This is a genomic window from Streptomyces sp. HM190, from assembly GCF_009857135.1.
In the GTDB taxonomy this organism is placed as follows: Bacteria; Actinomycetota; Actinomycetes; order Streptomycetales; family Streptomycetaceae; genus Streptomyces; species Streptomyces heilongjiangensis.
On the sequence record NZ_CP047318.1, the window covers coordinates 3089966 to 3110856 of the forward strand.

General features: G+C 71.4%; 19 protein-coding genes and 2 pseudogenes. 14 read left to right on the forward strand and 7 right to left on the reverse strand.

The window, feature by feature from the left end; genetic code table 11:
• Positions 1-68 precede the first annotated feature (68 nt).
• The 3 genes from GSY65_RS12915 (at position 69) to GSY65_RS12925 (ending at position 3496) form a co-directional block, all read left to right on the forward strand.
• Entirely contained in the window at positions 69-800 is a 732-nt protein-coding gene (locus tag GSY65_RS12915; protein ID WP_159767479.1) for a TetR/AcrR family transcriptional regulator, read from the forward strand.
• Positions 801-915: 115 nt separating this feature from the next.
• Positions 916-1155: a heavy-metal-associated domain-containing protein gene (locus tag GSY65_RS12920; RefSeq protein WP_055715010.1), complete on the forward strand. Its 240-nt coding sequence runs from the start codon at positions 916-918 to the stop codon at positions 1153-1155.
• Positions 1156-1231: 76 nt separating this feature from the next.
• Positions 1232-3496 (forward strand): heavy metal translocating P-type ATPase, encoded by a 2265-nt coding sequence (locus tag GSY65_RS12925; RefSeq protein ID WP_159767482.1) that lies wholly within the window; start codon positions 1232-1234, stop codon positions 3494-3496.
• Positions 3497-4201: 705 nt separating this feature from the next.
• On the opposite strand, the gene GSY65_RS12930 is transcribed toward GSY65_RS12925, so the two are convergent.
• The 4 genes and pseudogenes from GSY65_RS12930 to GSY65_RS12945 form a co-directional block, all read right to left on the reverse strand.
• Positions 4202-5491: a citrate synthase gene (locus tag GSY65_RS12930; protein WP_055540764.1), complete on the reverse strand. Its 1290-nt coding sequence runs from the start codon at positions 5489-5491 to the stop codon at positions 4202-4204.
• Positions 5492-5762: 271 nt separating this feature from the next.
• The gene (gene recD2 / locus GSY65_RS12935; protein WP_443043289.1) at positions 5763-7979 is read right to left on the reverse strand and encodes an SF1B family DNA helicase RecD2; all 2217 of its coding nucleotides are present in this window, start codon (positions 7977-7979) and stop codon (positions 5763-5765) included.
• On the reverse strand, positions 7888-8265 hold the full coding sequence (locus GSY65_RS34690) for a DUF397 domain-containing protein (protein ID WP_443043215.1): 378 nt from the start codon (positions 8263-8265) through the stop codon (positions 7888-7890). The genes recD2 and GSY65_RS34690 overlap by 92 nt, the downstream gene beginning before the upstream one ends.
• Before the next feature lie 7 nt (positions 8266-8272).
• A pseudogene (locus tag GSY65_RS12945) lies at positions 8273-8725 on the reverse strand (Scr1 family TA system antitoxin-like transcriptional regulator); the annotation flags it as partial.
• 122 nt (positions 8726-8847) lie between these two features.
• Between GSY65_RS12945 and GSY65_RS12950 the strand changes: the two are divergent.
• A complete protein-coding gene (locus GSY65_RS12950) occupies positions 8848-9285 on the forward strand; it encodes a glutaredoxin family protein (RefSeq protein ID WP_159767488.1) in 438 nt (145 codons plus the stop codon).
• A gap of 69 nt (positions 9286-9354) precedes the next feature.
• On the opposite strand, the gene GSY65_RS12955 is transcribed toward GSY65_RS12950, so the two are convergent.
• A complete protein-coding gene (locus GSY65_RS12955) occupies positions 9355-10152 on the reverse strand; it encodes an SDR family oxidoreductase (protein ID WP_159767491.1) in 798 nt (265 codons plus the stop codon).
• A gap of 47 nt (positions 10153-10199) precedes the next feature.
• Positions 10200-10448: pseudogene (locus GSY65_RS12960) on the reverse strand (type II toxin-antitoxin system VapC family toxin); the annotation flags it as partial.
• 170 nt (positions 10449-10618) lie between these two features.
• Between GSY65_RS12960 and GSY65_RS12965 the strand changes: the two are divergent.
• From GSY65_RS12965 to rbsD, 5 genes are all read left to right on the forward strand, one after another.
• Positions 10619-11638 carry a LacI family DNA-binding transcriptional regulator gene (locus GSY65_RS12965; RefSeq protein WP_159767494.1) on the forward strand — a complete coding sequence of 340 codons (1020 nt, stop codon included), beginning with the start codon at positions 10619-10621 and terminating at the stop codon, positions 11636-11638.
• Positions 11635-13164, forward strand: coding sequence for a sugar ABC transporter ATP-binding protein (locus GSY65_RS12970; protein ID WP_159767497.1), 1530 nt, complete (start codon positions 11635-11637; stop codon positions 13162-13164). Before GSY65_RS12965 ends, GSY65_RS12970 begins: the two co-directional genes overlap by 4 nt.
• Complete coding sequence (locus tag GSY65_RS12975; protein WP_159767500.1) at positions 13154-15106, forward strand: ABC transporter permease/substrate-binding protein; 1953 nt, start codon at positions 13154-13156, stop codon at positions 15104-15106. Before GSY65_RS12970 ends, GSY65_RS12975 begins: the two co-directional genes overlap by 11 nt.
• 106 nt (positions 15107-15212) lie before the next feature.
• The gene (locus GSY65_RS12980) at positions 15213-16127 is read left to right on the forward strand and encodes a ribokinase (protein WP_159767503.1); all 915 of its coding nucleotides are present in this window, start codon (positions 15213-15215) and stop codon (positions 16125-16127) included.
• Entirely contained in the window at positions 16124-16513 is a 390-nt protein-coding gene (gene rbsD / locus GSY65_RS12985; RefSeq protein ID WP_159767506.1) for a D-ribose pyranase, read from the forward strand. The genes GSY65_RS12980 and rbsD overlap by 4 nt, the downstream gene beginning before the upstream one ends.
• A 382-nt stretch (positions 16514-16895) precedes the next feature.
• Here the strand turns inward: rbsD and GSY65_RS12990 are convergent, their stop codons facing one another.
• Entirely contained in the window at positions 16896-17504 is a 609-nt protein-coding gene (locus GSY65_RS12990; protein ID WP_159767509.1) for a TetR/AcrR family transcriptional regulator, read from the reverse strand.
• Between the two features lie 169 nt (positions 17505-17673).
• Between GSY65_RS12990 and GSY65_RS12995 the strand changes: the two genes are divergently transcribed.
• The 5 genes from GSY65_RS12995 (at position 17674) to GSY65_RS13015 (ending at position 20884) form a co-directional block, all read left to right on the forward strand.
• The gene (locus GSY65_RS12995) at positions 17674-18705 is read left to right on the forward strand and encodes a medium chain dehydrogenase/reductase family protein (RefSeq protein ID WP_159767512.1); all 1032 of its coding nucleotides are present in this window, start codon (positions 17674-17676) and stop codon (positions 18703-18705) included.
• Positions 18706-18935: 230 nt separating this feature from the next.
• Positions 18936-19559 carry an SRPBCC family protein gene (locus tag GSY65_RS13000; protein WP_159767515.1) on the forward strand — a complete coding sequence of 208 codons (624 nt, stop codon included), beginning with the start codon at positions 18936-18938 and terminating at the stop codon, positions 19557-19559.
• A 137-nt stretch (positions 19560-19696) separates the two neighbouring features.
• Positions 19697-20029 carry a hypothetical protein gene (locus GSY65_RS13005; RefSeq protein ID WP_201452527.1) on the forward strand — a complete coding sequence of 111 codons (333 nt, stop codon included), beginning with the start codon at positions 19697-19699 and terminating at the stop codon, positions 20027-20029.
• 134 nt (positions 20030-20163) lie between these two features.
• Positions 20164-20475, forward strand: coding sequence for a pore-forming ESAT-6 family protein (locus GSY65_RS13010; protein WP_159767521.1), 312 nt, complete (start codon positions 20164-20166; stop codon positions 20473-20475).
• Positions 20476-20578: 103 nt separating this feature from the next.
• The gene (locus GSY65_RS13015) at positions 20579-20884 is read left to right on the forward strand and encodes a hypothetical protein (protein ID WP_159767524.1); all 306 of its coding nucleotides are present in this window, start codon (positions 20579-20581) and stop codon (positions 20882-20884) included.
• Positions 20885-20891 lie beyond the last annotated feature (7 nt).

The window sequence follows — 20891 nt, forward strand, 5'->3', positions numbered from 1 at the left end:
GCGTTTCATCAGAATGCGAGCGGCGACTCGTGTTTGTCAATCAGGTCCGAGAAGCTGGGGACAACCGCATGCCCACCCACCGGGAGCAGGAGCAGCCGCGCCGCCGCCAGGCCCGCGGCGAGCGCCGCATCACCCAACTCCTCGAAGCCGCGGCCTCGGTGTTCGCCTCGACCGGGTACGCGGCCGCGAGCACCAACGCGATCGCCCGCGAGGCCGGTGTCTCGCCGGGCACGCTGTACCAGTTCTTCCCGAACAAGGAAGCGATCGCGATCGAGCTGGGTCAGCGCCTGATGGCCGACATGCGGGCGGCGTACGGCCAGGCGCTCGCGCCGATCGACCCCGCGACCCCGCTGGAGCAGGCCGTGGCCGCCGCCGTCGACCGGTTCATCGACTTCAACTGCCACAACCCGGTGTTCTTCACCCTCATGCACGGTCCGGACGTCCCCGGCCGGATGGCGGAGGAGCACGACGCGCTCCACACCACCCTGATCACCCGGGTCGAGGACCTGCTCTCCCCGCTCCTTCCCGACCGGCCGGCCGCCGCCGTCACGCGCGTCGCGCACGTCTGCATGGCGCTCTACATGGCGGGCCTCGAACTGGTCCTGGCCAGCGAGGGCGACGACCGCGAGGCGTACGTCCAGGAGCTGAAGGACGTACTGTTCCGCTACCTCGACCCCCTGGTCGGCGACCGCCTCCGCGAGGCCCAGGCGGCCGCCGCCCCGGACACCGGCACCCCGGACCCCGCAGCTTCGGGCACCGGCACCGCGGGCCCGACCGCGGCGTCCACGCCGGCCCCCTGAGTCCGCCCGCCCCGCCCCGAGCGATCTCTGTCTTTGATTCATACCCCCCAGGGGTATAGAGTAGGAGGCCTGAAGGGTTACACGTACCCCACACACCCCGATGAGGAGCAACGACATGACCGCCCAGACCGACACTCCCGGTTCCGTCACCACCGTCTACAAGGTGAGCGGCATGAGCTGCGGCCACTGCGAAGGCGCCGTCTCCGGCGAGATCTCCGAGATCGCCGGCGTCTCCTCGGTGAAGGCCGTCGCCTCCAGCGGCGAGGTGACCGTGGTCTCGGCCGCCCCGCTCGACGAGGAGGCCGTGCGCGCCGCCGTCGACGAGGCCGGCTTCGAGCTGGTCGGCACCGTCTGAGAACCGCCCGCCCAGGCGGGGCCCCGCCCCGCCCCGGGCCGCACCCGCGCACGTTCCCCGGAGCACGGACACGGACATGACCAGCACCACCGAAGTCACCCCCGCGGGCGAGCCGGCCCACGAGGTCGAACTGATGATCGGCGGGATGACCTGCGCCTCCTGCGCGGCCCGCGTCGAGAAGAAGCTCAACCGCATGGACGGCGTGACCGCCACGGTGAACTACGCGACGGAGAAGGCGAAGATCGCCTACCCCCCGGGGGTCGAGGTCACCGATCTGATCGCCACCGTGGTGAAGACGGGCTACACGGCCGAGGAGCCGGCGCCCTCGGCGGCGGTCCCCGGCGCGGACCGGGAGCCGGACACGGACGTCGCGGCGGAGGATCCCGAGTCGGCCGCCCTGCGGCAGCGGCTCACCGTCTCGGTGCTGCTGGCCGTCCCCGTGATCCTCATGTCCATGATCCCGGCCCTGCAGTTCGACAACTGGCAGTGGCTGTCGCTGACGCTGGCCGCGCCGGTCGTGGTGTGGGGCGGGCTGCCCTTCCACCGGGCCGCGTTCACCAACCTCCGGCACGGGGCGGCCACCATGGACACCCTGGTCTCGCTCGGCACGCTCGCGGCCTTCGGCTGGTCGCTGTGGGCGCTGTTCCTGGGGGACGCGGGCATGCCGGGCATGCGGCACGGCTTCGAGTTCGGCGTGTCCCGCACGGCGGCCTCCTCGGCCATCTACCTGGAGGTCGCGGCCGGGGTCGTGGCGTTCATCCTGCTGGGCCGCTATCTGGAGGCCCGCTCCAAGCGCCGGGCGGGCGCCGCCCTCAGGGCGCTGCTGCGTCTGGGCGCCAAGGACGTCGCGGTACTGCGCGAGGGCCGGGAGACCCGGATACCGGTCGGGCGGCTCGTGGTCGGCGACCGGTTCGTCGTACGGCCCGGCGAGAAGTTCGCCACCGACGGCACCGTCGTCGAGGGTGCCTCCGCCGTCGACGCGTCCATGCTGACCGGGGAGTCCGTGCCGGTGGACGTGACCGTCGGCGACGCCGTCACGGGCGCGACGGTGAACGCCGGCGGCCGGCTCGTCGTGGAGGCGACCCGCGTGGGGGCGGACACGCAGCTGGCGCGGATGGCGCGGCTGGTGGAGGACGCGCAGAACGGCAAGGCGGAGGTGCAGCGGCTGGCCGACCGGATCTCCGCCGTGTTCGTGCCCGTCGTCCTGCTGATCGCGGTGGCCACGTTCGGTGCCTGGCTCGGCGTGACCGCCGACCCGACCGCGGGCTTCACGGCGGCCGTCGCGGTGCTGATCATCGCCTGCCCCTGCGCGCTGGGCCTGGCCACCCCGACCGCCCTCATGGTCGGCACGGGCCGCGGCGCCCAGCTCGGCATCCTCATCCGGGGCCCCGAGGTGCTGGAGTCCACCCGCCGTGTCGACACGGTCGTCCTGGACAAGACCGGCACGGTCACCACCGGCCGGATGACCCTGCGCGGGGTGTACGCGGCCGAGGGCGTCGCCGACGAGGACGTCCTGCGCCTCGCGGGCGCCGTCGAGCACGCCTCCGAACACCCCGTCGCGCGGGCCGTCGCCGCGGGCGCCGAGGAGCGCCTCGGTCCGCTGCCGCCCGCCGAGGACTTCCGGAACGAGCCCGGGAAGGGCGTACACGGCCGTGTGGCGGGCCACGACGTGCAGGTGGGCCGGATCCACGACGGCCCCCTCCCCGAGGCGCTCAGGGCCGCGAAGGAGGCCGCGGAGAGCGAGGGGCACACGGCGGTCGTGGTGGCCCGCGACGGAGCGGCGATCGGTGTCCTCACCGTCGCCGACGCCGTCAAGGACACCAGCGCCGAGGCCGTCCGGCGGCTGCGGGCGCTCGGCCTCACCCCGGTGCTGCTGACCGGGGACCACACGCGGGTGGCCCGGTCCGTGGCCGCCGCCGTAGGGATCTCCCCCGACCAGGTGATCGCGGAGGTCCTGCCGCAGGACAAGGTCGACGTCGTCCGGCGGCTCCAGGGCGAGGGCCGCACGGTCGCGATGGTCGGGGACGGGGTCAACGACGCCGCCGCGCTCGCCACCGCCGACCTCGGGCTCGCCATGGGCACAGGCACCGACGCGGCGATCGAGGCGAGCGACCTGACGCTGGTCCGCGGCGACCTGCGGGTGGCCGCCGACGCCATCCGGCTGTCCCGCCGCACCCTGTCCACCATCAAGGGAAACCTGGTCTGGGCGTTCGGCTACAACGTGGCCGCGCTGCCGCTGGCCGCCGCCGGACTGCTGAACCCGATGATCGCGGGGGCGGCCATGGCCTTTTCGTCCGTTTTCGTGGTCACGAACAGCTTGCGACTGCGGGCATTCACGTGACGACCGGGCAAAAGTCCCCCTAGAGTCCGGAAGCAGCCTCACATAAGCTCTTCACAAGGCTCGCGCATCTTCCTTACGCTGGGACCGCGGTCACCGTTTCGGGTCTCTTGCGCATCTTCAGGACATAAGGCAAGAGACGCAGATCACAGTGATGTGAACGTAACCAACGAAGGGGTTCGTGAGTCTAAGTTGGCGATGTCAGAAGCGTCTTGGGGGGCGCGACTGGCATCTGGGGATGTCTTGGGGGACGTTCCCGGAATTGCGTTGCCGGGGCACGTACCCGGGGAGCTTTGAGCGGCCCTCCCGTACGTACGCGTCCCGGCAGACCGCACCTCACCGCACGACAACTTCATATACGCAGGACGGCACCGTCCTGCTCAGCGATTCAGGCGCTGGTCCACCAGACGCCCGGCCGGATCCCGTGGGGGGAATCCGCACCGGGACATGGGAAGGCGCCCTGCTCGCCGGCCCGTGGGGGGACCAGCGGCGCAGGGCGCCTTCTTTCTGCGCCCGGAAGGCGCTTTCCCGTCCGTCGCGCGGCTCCGCCGCGCGGATCGGTCACGCAGGTGCGTCCCACCGTTCCCATCGTTTCCTGCCCGCACGGCGTTCTGTGCCCGTGCGCGCCCGGAAAGCCGAATGGGGCGCGGGGAACCGGGTGAACGGCTCCCACACACCCCACGACGGAGAACGGCCTCCGGAGAAGCCCTAGCGGGCCTCGACCGGGACGAAATCGCGCTCGACGACGCCCGTGTAGATCTGGCGCGGACGACCGATCCGGGAGCCCGGCTCCTTGATCATCTCGTGCCACTGGGCGATCCAGCCCGGCAGCCGGCCGAGGGCGAACAGGACCGTGAACATCTCGGTCGGGAAGCCCATCGCGCGGTAGATCAGACCCGTGTAGAAGTCCACGTTCGGGTAGAGGCTGCGCGAGACGAAGTAGTCGTCGGAGAGCGCGTGCTCCTCCAGCTTCAGCGCGATGTCCAGCAGCTCGTCGGACTTGCCGAGCGCGGAGAGGACGTCGTGCGCGGCAGCCTTGATGATCTTGGCGCGGGGGTCGAAGTTCTTGTAGACCCGGTGGCCGAAGCCCATCAGACGGACGCCGTCCTCCTTGTTCTTCACCTTGCGGATGAAGGAGTCGACGTCGCCGCCGGCGTCGCGGATGCCCTCCAGCATCTCCAGCACGGACTGGTTGGCGCCGCCGTGCAGCGGGCCCCAGAGCGCGGAGATGCCGGCGGAGATCGAGGCGAACATGTTCGCCTGCGAGGAGCCGACGAGGCGGACCGTGGAGGTCGAACAGTTCTGCTCGTGGTCCGCGTGGAGGATGAGCAACTTGTCGAGGGCCGAGACCACGACCGGGTCGAGCTCGTACTCCTGGGCGGGGACCGAGAAGGTCATGCGCAGGAAGTTCTCGACGTAGCCCAGGTCGTTGCGCGGGTAGACGAACGGGTGACCGATCGACTTCTTGTACGCGTAGGCCGCGATCGTCGGGAGCTTGGCGAGCAGACGGATCGTGGAGAGGTTGCGCTGCCGCTCGTCGAACGGGTTGTGGCTGTCCTGGTAGAACGTCGACAGGGCGCTGACCACGGAGGACAGCATCGCCATCGGGTGGGCGTCCCGGGGGAAGCCCCGGTAGAAGTTCTTGACGTCCTCGTGCAGCAGCGTGTGCTGGGTGATCTCGTTCTTGAAGGTGGAGAGCTCGTCGACCGTCGGCAGCTCGCCGTTGATCAGCAGGTAGGCGACCTCCAGGAAGGTGGAGCGCTCGGCCAGCTGCTCGATCGGGTAGCCGCGGTAGCGGAGGATGCCCGCCTCGCCGTCCAGATACGTGATGGCGGATTTATAGGCGGCGGTGTTCCCGTAACCGCTGTCCAGGGTGACCAGACCGGTATGGGCCCGGAGCTTCCCGATGTCGAAGCCCTTGTCGCCGACGGTGCTGTCGATCACCGGGTAGGTGTACTCGCCGTCGCCGTACCGCAGTACTACAGAGTTGTCGCTCACGTCTTCCCTCACCGACGTAGTGCCTCATCTTCGAGGTGCCCTGACTGTCTCTACCATCCCCCAATTGGCTCAGGAGAGTGCACTCGGGGTCGACCATCGGGCCTATCGGCGGCACTGAGTGCCGCCAACTTGCTCATCCTGCCCGCTCCGTCCGGCATCTGGAAGGGCTGTGTGACCTTTGCGACTCATTTGATCGATCAAATTTCACTCACGTGTCGCCGGGGAGTCGCGAGAGGGGCCCTCGACCGGTCCCCTCCTTAGATCCTGGGGGCTACAGGGCCCGGGGCGCGAGCCGGAAGTCGAGGGCCGTATACCGCCGGCCCGCGGACACCGTGCGCACCGCCTGACCGAGGGCCTTGCGGGAGCCGACGAGGACGACCAGTTTCTTCGCCCGGGTCACCGCCGTGTAGAGCAGATTGCGCTGGAGCATCATCCAGGCGCCGGTGGTGACCGGGACGACCACCGCCGGGTACTCGCTGCCCTGGGAGCGGTGGATGGTCACCGCGTAGGCGTGCGCCAGTTCGTCCAGCTCGTCGAACTCGTACGGCACCTCCTCGTCCTCGTCGGTGAGGACCGTCAGGCGCTGGTCGACCGGGTCGAGCGCGGTGACCACGCCGACGGTGCCGTTGAACACGCCGTTGGCGCCCTTGTCGTAGTTGTTGCGGATCTGGGTGACCTTGTCGCCGACGCGGAAGACCCGGCCGCCGAACCGCTTCTCGGGCAGGTCGGGGCGGGCCGGTGTGACGGCCTGCTGCAACAGGCCGTTGAGGGTGCCGGCGCCGGCCGGACCCCGGTGCATCGGCGCGAGCACCTGGACGTCCCGCCGGGGGTCCAGACCGAACTTGGCCGGAATCCGACGGGCCGCCACGTCCACGGTGAGCCGTCCGGCGGCCTCCGTGTCCTCCTCGACGAAGAGGAAGAAGTCCTTCATGCCGTCGGTGACCGGGTGGTGCCCGGAGTTGATGCGGTGCGCGTTGGTCACCACACCGGACTGCTGGGCCTGCCGGAACACCTTGGTGAGACGGACGGCGGGCACCGGGCTGCCGTCGGCCAGCAGGTCCCGCAGAACCTCGCCGGCGCCGACACTGGGCAGCTGGTCGACGTCCCCGACGAACAGCAGATGGGCGCCCGGGGGCACGGCCTTGACGAGCTTGTTGGCGAGGAGCAGGTCCAGCATGGACGCCTCGTCGACCACGACCAGGTCGGCGTCGAGGGGACGGTCCTTGTCGTACGCCGCGTCGCCGCCGGGCTTCAGCTCCAGCAGCCGGTGGACCGTGGACGCCTCGGCACCCGTCAGCTCGGCGAGGCGCTTGGCGGCGCGGCCGGTGGGCGCGGCGAGGACGACCTTGGCCTTCTTGGCGCGGGCCAGCTCCACGATCGAGCGGACCGTGAAGGACTTGCCGCAGCCGGGGCCGCCGGTCAGCACGGCCACCTTCTCGGTGAGCGCGAGCCGTACGGCGGCCTCCTGCTCCGGGGCCAGCTCCGCGCCCGTACGGCCCTTGAGCCAGGACAGCGCCTTGTCCCAGGCCACGTCGCGGAAGCCGGGCATGCGGTCCTCGTCCGTGCGCAGCAGCCGCGACAGCTGGGCGGACAGGGAGAGTTCGGCGCGGTGGAAGGGCACCAGGTAGATGGCGGTGAGCGGGTCCGCGCCGGGGTCGGGGCCGGGCACCTTCTCCCGTACGACGCCGGGCTCGCCCGACTCCTCGTCGGGAGCGGCGAGTTCGGCGAGGCACTCGATGACCAGGCCCGTGTCGACCTGGAGCAGCTTGACCGCGTCCGCGATCAGCCGCTCCTCGGGGAGGAAGCAGTGGCCCTGGTCGGTGGACTGCGACAGGGCGTACTGGAGGCCCGCCTTGACGCGCTCGGGGCTGTCGTGCGGTATGCCGACGGACTGGGCGATCTTGTCGGCGGTGAGGAAACCGATGCCCCAGACGTCGGCGGCGAGGCGGTAGGGCTGGTTCTTCACGACTCCGATCGAGGCGTCGCCGTACTTCTTGTAGATCCGCACGGCGATGGACGTGGACACCTCGACGGTCTGGAGGAACAGCATGACCTCCTTGATCGCCTTCTGCTCCTCCCAGGCGTCGGCGATCTTCTTCGTGCGCTTGGGCCCGAGACCGGGGACCTCGATGAGGCGCTTGGGCTCCTCCTCGATGATCTGGAGCGTGTCCAGGCCGAAGTGCTGGGTGATGCGGTCGGCGAAGACGGGTCCGATGCCCTTGACCAGGCCGGACCCGAGGTATCTGCGGATGCCCTGGACAGTGGCCGGCAGCACGGTGGTGTAGTTCTCCACGGTGAACTGCTTGCCGTACTGCGGGTGGGAGCCCCAGCGGCCCTCCATCCGCAGCGACTCGCCGACCTGGGCGCCGAGGAGCGCGCCGACGACGGTGAGCAGGTCACCGGCGCCGCGGCCGGTGTCCACGCGGGCGACCGTGTAGCCGTTCTCCTCGTTGGCGTACGTGATGCGCTCCAGCACGCCTTCGAGCACGGCGAGCCGACGCTCCCCGGTCCCCTGCTGGGCGGCCGTCTGATTGGACATGATCCGACGGTACAGCGAGGGTCCGACAGGAGCGGGGGCGGCGGCCAGGGTCAGCGGCGGGGGGCGCCTTCAGGGCTTCGAGGAAGGGGGCGAAGGCGGCGACGGGGAAGGTGAGGGGACGGGTGTTGGGGGTCTTGGAGTCGCGGACGGATATGTGGGTGGGGGTGGTGGCCATCTCCACGCTGTTGTTGCCGTCGCCTTCGCCGGAGTGGGACGACTTGCGCCAGTCGCTCATCGGGTCCTCACACCTCTCTCGCCAGCCGGTTGATGAAGTCACGCGACCTGTCCGGTGCGAGTGACACCGCCTCCACCTTACGGAAACGCGTTCGATAGCTGGGGAGTTGGGCCTCTGAGTCGATGAGCAGCGAGCCGTGAGGGGCGTCGCGGACCACGGTGTCCAGCTTGGGGACAGGGCCACCGACGTACGTCATCACGCTTGACGCCCCGGCGAAGCCGTCGAGGTCGAAGGGGATGACACGCACGGTGATCCGGTCCACTCCGGAAAGCTCGACGAGCCGGGCGAGTTGGGCCCTGGCAGCTGCGCGGTCGCCGACCCTGATGCGGAGCGCGGCCTCGTGGATCACGATCTCGTGCGGCAAGGCGACCTTCCCCTGCCGGGCCATTCGATGGCGTACGCGCAGGTCGAGCTCCTCCTGCGTGAGTTCAGGCACGCGGGAGGAGAAGACCGCACGGGCGGGGATGGATGGCGTCCGCCAGGTTCGGCAGCCCGGGCAAGTACGTGTGGTGCGAGCCGGTGGCGGCGTAGGGCGTTCCGGGAAGCGAGAAGCTGTTCGGCTCATCGATAGGCTGCGGCTTCATGATGCGCGCCTGGATCCTGCCGGTACTGCTCGTGCTCTGCGGCTCAGCCGTCGCGACCGCGCAGGTCGTCAACGGGAACCCCGGCACAGCAGCGGCACTCCTGTTTGCGTTCCTGGCCCTCGCGGGCATGAACTCGCCGTTGATCTTCCCGAGGTCCGTCGGTGCGGAAGAGGCTCAACGCCGCAGCGCCGTCGACGGTCGGCCCGTCGTCTTCTGGCGGCCGGGCTGCACGTACTGCATGCGCCTGCGGCTACGACTGGGCCGCGGCGCCCGCCAGGCGTACTGGGTCAACATCCGGCGTGACCCGGACGGAGCCGCGGCGGTGCGGGCGGCCAACGGCGGCAACGAGACCGTGCCGACCGTCGTCGTGGCGGGTCGGCCGCACACCAACCCCGACCCTGGCTGGGTGCGCGAACAGCTCTCCCGGTCCGCTTGATCAGCAACGGCTTCCTGGTCGAACGCGACGACGCCGCATCGTCGACCGGTCGACCGGTCGGCCGGCCGGTCAGCCGGCGAGACCGCCGTTGCTCTTCAGGAGCTGTCCGTTGACCCACTGACCCTGCGGTGAGCACAGGAACTCCACGAGGTGGGCGGTGTCCTGCGGGCTGCCCAGACGCCCCAGCGGTGTCGCCCACAGTACGTGTTCCCGGACGTCCTCGGACATCCAACCCGTGTCCACCGGCCCCGGGTTGATCACGTTGGCGGTGATCCCGAGGTGGGAGAGTTCGTGGGCGGCTGCCAGGGTGATGCGGTCGAGGGCGCCCTTGCTCGCCCCGTAGGGCAGGTTGCCGACGGTGTGGTCGCTGGTGAGGCTGATGACGCGCCCGGTTCCCGGGGTTCCGTGGAAGCGACGGCCGTACGCGCGGATCAGCAGCCAGGTGGCACGGGCGTTGACCGCGAAGTGACGGTCGAAGCTCTCCAGCGTGGTGTCGAGCAGACCGGAGTCGACCGACTCGCAGTGGCACATCACCAAGGCGGTGATGCCGCCGAGGCGGCGCTCGGCCGCATCGAAGACCCGCTCCGCCGCCTCCGGGTCGGCGAGGTCCGCCTCCACCGCCACCGAGTCGGCGCCTCGTTCGGCCAGCGCCTTGGCGACGGTGTCCGCGGCAGCGGCCTCGGCGCCCCAGGCCATGCGGGCGTCGTACGGCGTCCAGTACGTGAAGGCGACGTTCCAACCCGCCTCGGCCAGCCGGTGGGCGATGGCCGCGCCGATGCCGGCGGTCCGGCCGACCCCGGTCACCAACGCGACCGGCCTGACGGCATCACCTGGCGGCTGCTCCTCCGTAGTCGTCACAGGCGCCATCGTTCGGCCCGCGGCGCGAGCGGGGCAACTCAATTCCCTCCGCGGCGTCAGACCCTGATCACGCGGACACCCGGGCCGCACAACACGCCGAGGTCCTCCGGGTCCGAGGTCAGGACGGTCACGGGGGCGGGCGAGGCCAGCGCGGTGGCGGCGACGATGGCGCCCAGGGCGTACTGGTGGCCGTGAAGTCCGGCGGCGGCGAGCAGCTTGCCGGCGTGGCGGGCGATCGATTCGGTGGGCGTGACGATGTTCACGCGTGAGGCCGCGTAGTCGAAGCGGGCCTGGTTCCGAGCGGGCGCTAGGGGCCGCCGCCGGGCCGGCCCCTAGCGCCGCACTCATCCCGGCCCACCCCTCGGTCACGATTGAATTTCGGCCACCCCCACCCCCTTGATTCCGTCCGTGTAATCGATTCCAATCCTCCGTACACGAAGTCGTGTAATCGATTCCACGAGGAGGTGGAGCGGCGATGGCGAGCATCAAGGACGTCGCTGCCGAGGCGGGGGTCTCCGTCGCCACGGTGTCGCGGGTCCTGAACGACCATCCGTCGGTCAGTGCCGACGCCCGCGCGCGGGTGCTGGCCGCCGTCGGGACGCTGGGCTACCGCCCGAACGCCGTCGCCCGCTCCCTGCGCACCGACCAGACCCACACCCTCGGCCTGGTCATCAGCGACGTGATGAACCCGTACTTCACGGAGCTGGCCCGCTCCGTGGAGGAGGAGGCCCGCGCGCTCGGCTACAGCGTGATCATCGGGAACGCCGACGAGCGGCCGGACCTCCAGGACCACCACGTACGGAACCTGCTCGACCGGCGCATCGACGGCCTGCTCGTCTCCCCCACCGACGGCGGCTCCCCGCTGATGCTGGACGCCGTGCGGGCGGGGACTCCGATGGTGTTCGTCGACCGGTGGATCCCGGGTGTCGACGTGCCGGTGGTGCGGGCCGACGGGCAGGGCGCCGTGCGGGATCTGGTGGCGCATCTGCACGGGCTCGGGCACCGGCGGCTGGCCATCATCGCGGGCCCGGCGGCGACCACGACCGGCCAGGAGCGGGTGGCGGCCTTCCGTGCGGCGCTGCACGCGTACGGGCTCGACCTGCCCGAGGAGTACATAGGGCAGGGCGACTTCCAGGCCGAGAGCGGGCGCCGGGTCACCGAGGGCTTCCTCGACCTGGCCGCGCCGCCCGAGGTCGTGTTCGCGGCCGACAACCTGATGGCGCTCGGCGCGCTGGACGCGGTGCGCGCGCGGGGGATGCGGGTTCCCGACGACATCGCGCTGGCCGCCTTCGACGACATCCCCTGGTTCGTGCACACCGATCCGCCGATCACGGCGATCGCCCAGCCCACGGGCGAGCTGGGGCGCGCCGCCGTGCGCGCGCTGGTCGACCGCATCGAGGGACGGCCCCCGCAGTCCGTCACCCTCCCCGCCCGTCTCGTCGTGCGCCGCTCGTGCGGCGAGAACCCCAACCCTGTGCAAAGGAGCACGTCGTGAGCAACGAGGACGAGTTGCTGCGCATCGAGGGCATCCGCAAGACCTTTCCCGGCGTGGTCGCGCTCGACGGCGTCGACTTCGACCTGCGCCGGGGCGAGGTGCACGTGCTGCTCGGCGAGAACGGCGCCGGCAAGAGCACGCTGATCAAGATGCTGTCGGGCGCCTACCACCCCGACGGGGGCCGGGTCCTGGTGGACGGCGAGGAGGTGCACATCCGCGGGGCGCAGGACGCCGAGCGGCTGGGCATCGCCACCATCTACCAGGAGTTCAACCTCGTACCCGATCTGACGGTCGCCGAGAACATCTTCCTGGGGCGGCAGCCGCGCCGCTTCGGGATGATCGACCGCAAGCGGATGGAGGCGGACGCCGCCGTCCTGCTGGAGCGGGTGGGTGTGGACGTGTCGCCCCGCGCGCGGGTCCGTGAACTCGGTATCGCGCGGCTCCAGATGGTGGAGATCGCGAAGGCGCTGAGCCTGGACGCGCGCGTGCTGATCATGGACGAGCCGACGGCCGTGCTGACGACCGAGGAGGTCGAGAAGCTCTTCGCGATCGTGCGCAGGCTGCGCGAGGACGGGGTCGGGATCGTCTTCATCACGCACCACCTGGAGGAGATCGCCGCGCTGGGCGACCGGGTGACGGTGATCCGGGACGGGAAGAGTGTCGGGCAGGTCCCGGCGTCCACGCCCGAGGAGGAGCTGGTACGGCTCATGGTGGGCCGGTCGATCGAGCAGCAGTACCCGCGTCGGCGGCCGGACGCCGGGGAGGCGCTGCTGGCCGTCGAGGGGCTCACGCGCGACGGCGTCTTCCACGACGTGAGCTTCGAGGTGCGGGCCGGTGAGGTCGTCGGCATCGCCGGGCTCGTCGGGGCCGGCCGTACGGAGGTCGTGCGGGCCGTGTTCGGCGCCGACCCGTACGACAGGGGCGCCGTGCGGGTCTCCGGTGCCCCGGTCCCCCGGCACGACGTCAACGCGGCGATGACCGCGGGCGTCGGTCTCGTCCCCGAGGACCGCAAGGGCCAGGGCCTGGTGCTCGACGCCTCCGTGGAGGAGAACCTCGGTCTGGTCACCCTGCGGGGCGCGACCAGGGGCGGGTTCGTCGACCTCAAGGGGCAGCGGGCGAACGCGGCGCGGGTCGCCGGGCAGCTGGGCGTGCGGATGGCCGGTCTGGGCCAGGCGGTGCGGACGCTGTCCGGCGGCAACCAGCAGAAGGTCGTCATCGGCAAGTGGCTGCTCGCGGACACCAAGGTGCTGATCCTCGACGAGCCGACGCGCGGCATCGACGTCGGCGCGAAGGTCGAGATCTACGAGCTGATCAACGAGCTGACGGCCGCGGGCGCCGCCGTCCTGATGATCTCCAGTGATCTGCCCGAGGTGCTCGGTATGAGCGACCGGGTGATCGTCATGGCCCAGGGGCGGATCGCGGGCGAGCTGCCCGCCGCCGAGGCCACCCAGGACGCGGTGATGGCGCTCGCCGTGTCCACCCCGCACACCACCACGACCGGAACGGAGGCCACCGGTGGCCGCTGACACGCTCAAGGGCACGACGGGCGCGAGTGGCGCCCCGGGCCTGCGCAGGATCCTGCTCGACAACGGCGCGCTGAGCGCCCTCATCGTCCTCGTCGTCGCGATGTCGGTGCTGTCCGGCGACTTCCTGACGGCCGACAACCTGCTGAACATCGGCGTCCAGGCGGCCGTCACCGCCATCCTCGCCTTCGGTGTGACCTTCGTGATCGTCTCGGCGGGCATCGACCTGTCGGTGGGTTCGGTGGCGGCCCTGTCGGCGACGGTGCTGGCGTGGAGCGCCACGTCGGAGGGCGTGCCGGTCCCGATAGCCGTCCTCCTCGCGGTCGTCACCGGCATCGCGTGCGGTCTCGTCAACGGCTTCCTCGTCTCCTACGGGAAGCTGCCGCCGTTCATCGCGACGCTCGCGATGCTGTCGGTGGGGCGCGGTCTGTCGCTGGTGATCTCGCAGGGCAGCCCGATCGCGTTCCCGGAGTCGGTGTCGCACCTCGGTGACAACCTCGGCGGCTGGCTGCCGGTGCCCGTCCTGGTGATGGTCGTGATGGGTCTGATCACCGCGGTGATCCTGGGCCGCACGTACATCGGGCGGGCCATGTACGCGATCGGCGGCAACGAGGAGGCCGCCCGGCTGTCCGGCCTGCGGGTGAAGCGGCAGAAGCTCGTGATCTACGCCCTGTCCGGGCTGTTCGCCGCCGCGGCGGGCATCGTGCTGGCCTCCCGGCTGTCGTCCGCGCAGCCGCAGGCCGCGCAGGGCTACGAACTGGACGCGATCGCGGCGGTCGTCATCGGCGGCGCCTCGCTCGCCGGCGGCACGGGCAAGGCGTCGGGCACGCTGATCGGCGCGCTGATCCTGGCGGTGCTGCGCAACGGCCTGAACCTGCTGTCGGTGTCGGCGTTCTGGCAGCAGGTCGTCATCGGTGTCGTCATCGCGCTGGCGGTGCTCCTCGACACGGTCCGCCGCAAGGCGGGGGCGACGCCGGTGGCCGCCGGGACCGGTGGCTCGGGCGACCGGCGCAAGCAGGCGCTGACGTACGTCCTGGCGGCGGTGGTCGCGGCGGCGGTCGTGGGCGCGACGTCCTTCCTGCACAGCGGTTCGTCGGCGGCCAAGAGCGAGAAGATCGGTCTGTCGCTGTCCACGCTGAACAACCCCTTCTTCGTGCAGATCCGCGCCGGAGCGCAGGACGAGGCGAAGAAGCTGGGCGTCGACCTGTCCGTGACGGACGCGCAGAACGACGCCTCGCAGCAGGCCAACCAGTTGCAGAACTTCACCAGCGAAGGTCTCGGCACGATCATCGTCAACCCGGTGGACTCCGACGCGGTGACCCCGGCGGCGAAGGCCGTGAACAAGGCGGACATCCCGCTGGTGGCCGTCGACCGGGCGGTCAACGGCGCGGACACGGCCGCGCTCGTCGCCTCCGACAACGTCAGCGGCGGGAAGCTGGCCGCGAAGGCGCTCGCGGAGAAGCTGGGCGGCAAGGGCGAGATCGTCATCCTCCAGGGCCAGGCGGGCACCTCCGCCAGCCGGGAGCGCGGCGCGGGCTTCGCCGAGGGTCTGAAGGCGTACCCCGGCATCAAGGTCCTCGCCAAGCAGCCCGCCGACTGGGACCGCACCAAGGGCCTCGACGTGATGACGAACCTCCTCCAGGCCAACCCCGACGTGGACGGTGTCTTCGCGGAGAACGACGAGATGGCGCTCGGCGCGATCAAGGCGCTCGGTTCCAAGGCCGGCAAGTCCGTCCAGGTCATCGGCTTCGACGGCACCGCCGACGGTCTGAAGGCCGTCGAGGGCGGCACGCTGTACGCGTCGGTCGCGCAGCAGCCCGCCGAACTCGGCAGGATCGCGGTGCGCAACGCGGTGCGGGCGGCCGAGGGCGGGAAGGTCAAGAAGTCGGTGATGGTGCCGGTGAAGGTGGTCACGGCGGAGAACGTGGCCGAGTTCGGCGGCTGACACGATGCGGTGGCCGGACGGGGGACCCGTCCGGCCGCCTCGGCGTTTCCGCCCTCCGGCGCGACCGGCCGGCGGGCGGCTCCAACCCAGCACAGGGAGATGCTTCATGTACGACTACGACCTCCTGGTCGTGGGATCGGCCAACGCCGACCTGGTGATCGGTGTCGAGCGGCGGCCGGGGGCCGGTGAGACGGTGCTCGGCTCCGACCTGGCCGTGCATCCGGGCGGCAAGGGCGCCAACCAGGCGGTGGCGGCGGCCCGGCTCGGGGCCCGTACGGCGCTGCTGGCCCGGGTCGGCGACGACGGCAACGGCCGGCTGCTGCTGGACTCGCAGCGCGCGGCGGGGGTCGACACGGCGGGGGTGCTGGTCGGCGGGGCGCCCACCGGGGTCGCCCTGATCACCGTGGACCCGTCGGGCGACAACAGCATCGTCGTGTCGCCCGGCGCCAACGGGCGGCTGACCCCCGAGGACGTCCGGGCCGCGGACCCGCTGCTCGGGCGCTCGCGGGTGGTGTCGGCGCAGCTGGAGATCCCGCTGGAGACGGTGGTGGAGGTCGTACGGCGGCTGCCGCAGGGCACGCGGTTCGTGCTGAACCCGTCGCCGCCGCGGGAGTTGCCCGAGGAGGTCCTGGCGGCCTGCGACCCGCTGATCGTCAACGAGCACGAGGCGCGGGTCATCGCCGGGGGCGAGCTGGAGGGGTCGCCGGAGGACTGGGCGCGGGCGCTGCTGGCGCTCGGGCCCCGCTCGGTGGTCGTGACGCTGGGCGCGGAGGGCGCGCTCATCGCGACGGCCGAGGGCACCATCCGGGTGCCGGCCGTGCGGGTGGAGGCCGTGGACACCACGGGGGCCGGGGACGCGTTCACGGCGGCGCTGGCCTGGAAGCTCGGCTGCGGCGAGGAGCCCGCCGAGGCCGCCGCGTACGCGGCGCGGGTCGGGGCGGTGGCCGTCACCAGGGCCGGGGCCCAGGTGTCCTTCCCGACGGCCGACGAGGTCGCCGCGCTCGGGGGTGGGGACCGGTGAAGCGGGGCGGGATACTCAACCGCCATCTGGCCGGGGCGCTCGCCGAGTTGGGGCACGGACACGGGGTGCTCGTGTGCGACGCGGGCATGCCGCTGCCGCAGGGGCCCCGGGTGGTCGACCTGGCGTTCCGGGCGGGGGTGCCGTCGTTCGCCGAGGTGCTGGACGGCCTGCTCGGCGAGCTGGTGGTCGAGGGGGCGACCGCCGCACACGAGGTCCGGGACGCCAACCCGGAGGCGGCGGCCCTGCTGGCGGACCGTTTCACCGCGCTGGAGCTGGTCCCCCACGAGCGGCTGAAGGAACTGTCGGCGGAGGCGCGGCTGATCGTCCGCACCGGGGAGGCGCGGCCGTACGCGAACGTGCTGCTGCGGTGCGGGGTGTTCTTCTGAGCGGAGGGCACCGCTGAGGGGCTGAGGGCACCGCTGAGGGGCGGGGCACTGCGCTGAGAGGGCGGGCTCGCGCCGAGGAGGGGGGCTCGCGCTGAGGGGGGCGGTCAGGTTCTCGTGCCGCCCGGCACGTTTCGAGGGGCCCGGTCGACGACCGGGCCCCTCGGCCTTCCCCTCCCCCGTCAGAACCCCGTGATCCCCCCAGATCCCCCTCCAGAAGTTCCGACGCCCCGTACGACCGGCGAGGCGGGCGAAGGGTTGTACGGCCTCCTGAGGTTTTTGGGCGGCCGAGGGACCCCCACGGGCCCGGGTTGGGGGGCGCCGTCGCTTGCGCCGCGACGGGGCAAACGTTTGCCCCGTCGCGCAAACGTTGCCTGCCGCGGCACTAGGGGCGGAGCAGGGCTTCCACCTCGCCGGCGTAGAGCTGTGCCGGGTCGAGGTCCATGCCGGTGAAGTGGCCCGCGAGCTCCAGGGACAGCACGCCGTGCAGCCGGGTCCAGAAGGCCATGGCCCGGCGGAAGGGCGCGGGGCCGTCCGAGGGCAGCGTGGCGCACGCCTCCAGCAGGGTCGCCATGATCTCGGACGCGATCGTGGTGATGTCGTCCGGCGCGTGGTAGCCGGGGACCGGCGTGCCGTAGATCAGGAAGTACCGCTGCGGGTCGTCCAGGGCCCAGTCGCGCAGGGTGTGCGCCAGGGCGGCCAGGTGGGCGCCGGGCGCGCCGGAGCCGTCGGCCGGGCTCTGCGGGGCGGCGGTGGCGCGGAAGGTGTCGGCGAGGCTGCGGTACGCGTCCCGGATGAGTTCGGTGATCAGTTCGTCGCGGCCGGCGAAGTACCGGTAGAGCGCGGGTCCGCTCATCCCCATCTGCTTCGCGATCGCGTTGAGGGAGAGCGCGGAGGCTCCCGCCGCGGCGATCTGCTCCCAGGCGCGCTGCTTGATCTCGGCCCGCACCTGGGTGCGGTAGCGCTCGCGCGGGGTGGTGCCCGTGTCGGCCATGAGGTGTGGCCCTTCCGTTCGAGTTCGGGGAGTCCCGGGCGCCTCACCTGCGGGACTACATGCTGAAGATTTAGTTAGAGGCTATCACTCAACCAGTTGACACCCCCTTGCCTCTTGCGTTAGAACTTCTAACGAACGAGAGAATCACTCGCGAAAAGTGGAGGTCGTCATGAGTGGCGAAGGACTGGTCGAGGTCGTCCTGCCGGGCAAGGTCGAGCCGGAGGGGCTGCAGATCCGGAGCGGGGCCGTGCCCGTCGCGGGGCCCGGTCAGGTGCTGATCCGGATGGAGGCGACCGGGGTCTCCTTCGCCGAGCAGCAGATGCGCCGCGGCCGGTACTACGACCAGCCGCCCTTCCCCTTCGTCCCCGGCTACGACCTGGTCGGCACCGTGCAGGCGACCGGCGCGGGCGTCGACCCGGCCCTGGCCGGCACCCGGGTGGCCGTCCTCCTCAAGGTCGGCGGCTGGGCCAGCCATGTCCTCGTCGACGCGGCGGACGTGGTGCCGGTGCCGGAGGGGATCGGCGCGGCGGAGGCGGAGACCCTCGTCGTCAACGGCGTCACCGCCTGGCGCATGCTGCACCGCACGGCCCGGGTGCGGGCCGGGCAGACCGTCGTGGTGCTCGGCGCGAACGGCGGGGTCGGCTCGGTCCTGGTGCAGCTGGCGCGGGCCGCGGGCGCGAGGGTGATCGGCACGGCGTCCGCCCGCCACCACGACGCCCTGCGGGACCAGGGGGTCGTACCCGTGGACTACCGCGCCGGGGACGTCGCCGCGCGGATCCGTGCACTGGCCCCCGGTGGAGTGGACGCGGTCTTCGACCACGTCGGCGGCACGGGCATCGTCGACTCCTGGCGGCTCCTCGCCCCCGGCGGCACGCTCGTCTCGTACGGCAGCGCCGCCACGCGGGACGACGAGGGCTCCGGGCAGTGGCCGGTGCTCCGCCTGCTCGGCCGGGTGTGGCTGTGGAACGCCCTGCCCAACGGCCGCCGGGCGTACTTCTTCAACCTCTGGGCCGGGCGCGCCCTGGCCAAGGACCGGTTCCGGGCCCGGCTGCGGGCCGACCTCACCGAGGTCTTCGCGGCATACCTCCGCGGGGACGTCACCGCCAGGATCGCCGCCCGCCTGCCCCTCGGCGCCATCGCCGAGGCCCTGCGCCTGGCCGAGTCCGGCACGGTCGCCGGGAAGGTCGTGCTGGAGCCGTAGCGGGAAGCGGCGCCCTGAGCGGCGCCCGAAGCAGCCCCCCTCAACGGCCTTCTCAACAGCCCTCTCAACAGCCTTCTCAGCGGCCAGCACTAGCGAGCACATCGCGAGCACATCAGCCCATGCGTCAGCCCGGACATCGGCCGGCGCGTCAGCCCGCACATCGGCCCGCACATCGGCCCGCGCTTCAGCCTCCGAGCACCACGATCCGTACACCACAGGAAGAGACGACCATGTTCCGCACACGCACCGCCGCGCTCACCGTTCCGCTCTCCCTCGCGCTCGCCGGCGTCCTCGGGGCCGCCGTCACCCCCGCCCAGGCCGCGCCCGCCTCCGGGAGCGCCCACCGGCCGGCCGCCTGCCGGGGCGAGGGCGTCGACCCCGACGCCCGCATCCGCTACCGGTCCGACACCGTGATCGACGCGCCGCTGAGCACCGTCTGGAAGCTCCAGACCGACGTGGCGAACTGGCCGTCGTGGCAGCCGCCCGTCCTCACCGCCCAGCGGCTCGACCACGGCCCGCTGCGGAAGGGGTCGCGGTTCCGCTGGACCACCCCGGCGCCCGCCACGCCCACGACGCCGGCGACCGTCCTCGACATCACCTCCACCGTCCGGCAGGCGGAGCGCGGCACCTGCCTCCTGTGGAGCGGGCCCGCGGTCGGCGAGGGGCTGCGGATCGACGAGGGCGTCCACCTGTGGAGGTTCGAGAAGGTCGCGGGCGGTGTCCGGGTGCACACCGAGGAGACCTGGACCGGCGACCAGGTCGAGGCGGACGTGCCCCTGGCGACCGCGGCGCTCGGCGCGGGCCTCGAAGCGTGGCTGCGCGACCTCAAGGCCGCCGCCGAGAGCCGTGCGTGAACGCGGTCGCGCCACAAGCCCGTTCGAATTATGTCCCGATCACGTCACTTAGACGGCAAGTGCGTTGCGGGTGCAACGGGTTGTGGGAGAGCATGGCGGCAACGTAGGTGACCCAGACACACGGGGGTGGACACGACGTGAAGTTCGACATGGGGTCGACGACTCTGGCGGACCTCGGCAAGAGCACGCTCGGTTCGAGCGACGACCTGGGGACGCTGATCCAGCTGCTGATCAGCGCGGCCGAGCCGCTGGAGGGCAAGTTCAACGGCTCGGGCAAGGTGGCGTTCGACTCGTTCAAGAACCGCGCGGACGAGATCACCGCGGACCTCAACAGCTCGCTCGCCGCGATCCTGGGCGGTCAGTCGGGCATGGACAACGCCTTCGGCACCGGTGACGTGGAGTCCCAGGACAACGCCAACCAGAACATGGGTCTCGCGAACTTCGACGCGGCCCGCTTCGGCGCCCGCTAGCCGGCGGCCACGGCAACCGGCCGGTTGGGCCGGTTGGGCCGGTTGGGCCGGTTGGACCGGTTAGACCGGTTAGACCGGTTCATCGACACTCCGAGAGCCACGAGAGTCACGAGAGCCACAGGGGGACATTCACCATGGGTCAGACACAGGACCGCCGTTCGTACGACACCGGTGCCTCGGGCGAGGTGCAGACCTCGCTCGGCACCATCGTGGGCCAGCTGGAGCGTGTGCTCAGCGACCGCGACGCCGCGGTGAAGGCCGCGATGACCGACTTCCAGGCCGACGGTGTCTCCGACGACTACCACGGCAAGGAGGAGCGCTGGAAGAAGGCGGCGGGCGAGGTCCGCGAGATCATCCGCCTGGTGCGCACCACGCTGGAACAGAACGACGGCACCGCCCAGTCGACGCTGGCCAAGGCCCGCGCGGCGGTCGACCAGATCGGCTGACGCGGACCGGCGTACGAGTCCGGCATCCGGCATCCGGCATCCGCGTCCGGGTGCGTGAGCACCGGGTGCGTGGGCAGTGAGCAGTGAGTGAGGGAAGACGGCCGTGACGGCGCAGGATTACGACAGCCAGTTGCTGGAGTCGGTGTCGGTGCGCCGTCGACGGCTGCGCGACGCCCTGCTGTTCGGGGCACAGCGGCAGCGGCGCTCGGTGGACGAGCGGATCGGGAAGGTCTTCGCCGGGATCGTCATCGCGGCGGTGTTGTGCGCGGGATGTGTGGGGTGGTCATTCGTGTCGAACCGCATCATCGGCAAGAGCCCGTACGGGAGTTCGGTACAGCCGTCCGTGACGCCCTCGGCGAGCCCGTCGGGGGCCTCCTCGACGGCTCCGACCAGCACTTCTACCCGGTGATAGGTTC

Coding starts and splice junctions, on each gene's coding strand:
- GSY65_RS12920 (WP_055715010.1), top strand. CDS start 916: ATGACCGCCCAGACCGACACTCCCGGTTCCGTCACCACCGTCTACAAG.
- GSY65_RS12955 (WP_159767491.1), bottom strand. CDS start 10,152: ATGGCGCCTGTGACGACTACGGAGGAGCAGCCGCCAGGTGATGCCGTC.
- GSY65_RS12990 (WP_159767509.1), bottom strand. CDS start 17,504: ATGGCCGACACGGGCACCACCCCGCGCGAGCGCTACCGCACCCAGGTG.
- GSY65_RS12995 (WP_159767512.1), top strand. CDS start 17,674: ATGAGTGGCGAAGGACTGGTCGAGGTCGTCCTGCCGGGCAAGGTCGAG.
- GSY65_RS13000 (WP_159767515.1), top strand. CDS start 18,936: ATGTTCCGCACACGCACCGCCGCGCTCACCGTTCCGCTCTCCCTCGCG.
- GSY65_RS12965 (WP_159767494.1), top strand. CDS start 10,619: ATGGCGAGCATCAAGGACGTCGCTGCCGAGGCGGGGGTCTCCGTCGCC.
- GSY65_RS12915 (WP_159767479.1), top strand. CDS start 69: ATGCCCACCCACCGGGAGCAGGAGCAGCCGCGCCGCCGCCAGGCCCGC.
- GSY65_RS34690 (WP_443043215.1), bottom strand. CDS start 8,265: ATGAGCGACTGGCGCAAGTCGTCCCACTCCGGCGAAGGCGACGGCAAC.
- GSY65_RS13010 (WP_159767521.1), top strand. CDS start 20,164: ATGGGTCAGACACAGGACCGCCGTTCGTACGACACCGGTGCCTCGGGC.
- GSY65_RS12950 (WP_159767488.1), top strand. CDS start 8,848: ATGATGCGCGCCTGGATCCTGCCGGTACTGCTCGTGCTCTGCGGCTCA.
- GSY65_RS12925 (WP_159767482.1), top strand. CDS start 1,232: ATGACCAGCACCACCGAAGTCACCCCCGCGGGCGAGCCGGCCCACGAG.
- GSY65_RS12980 (WP_159767503.1), top strand. CDS start 15,213: ATGTACGACTACGACCTCCTGGTCGTGGGATCGGCCAACGCCGACCTG.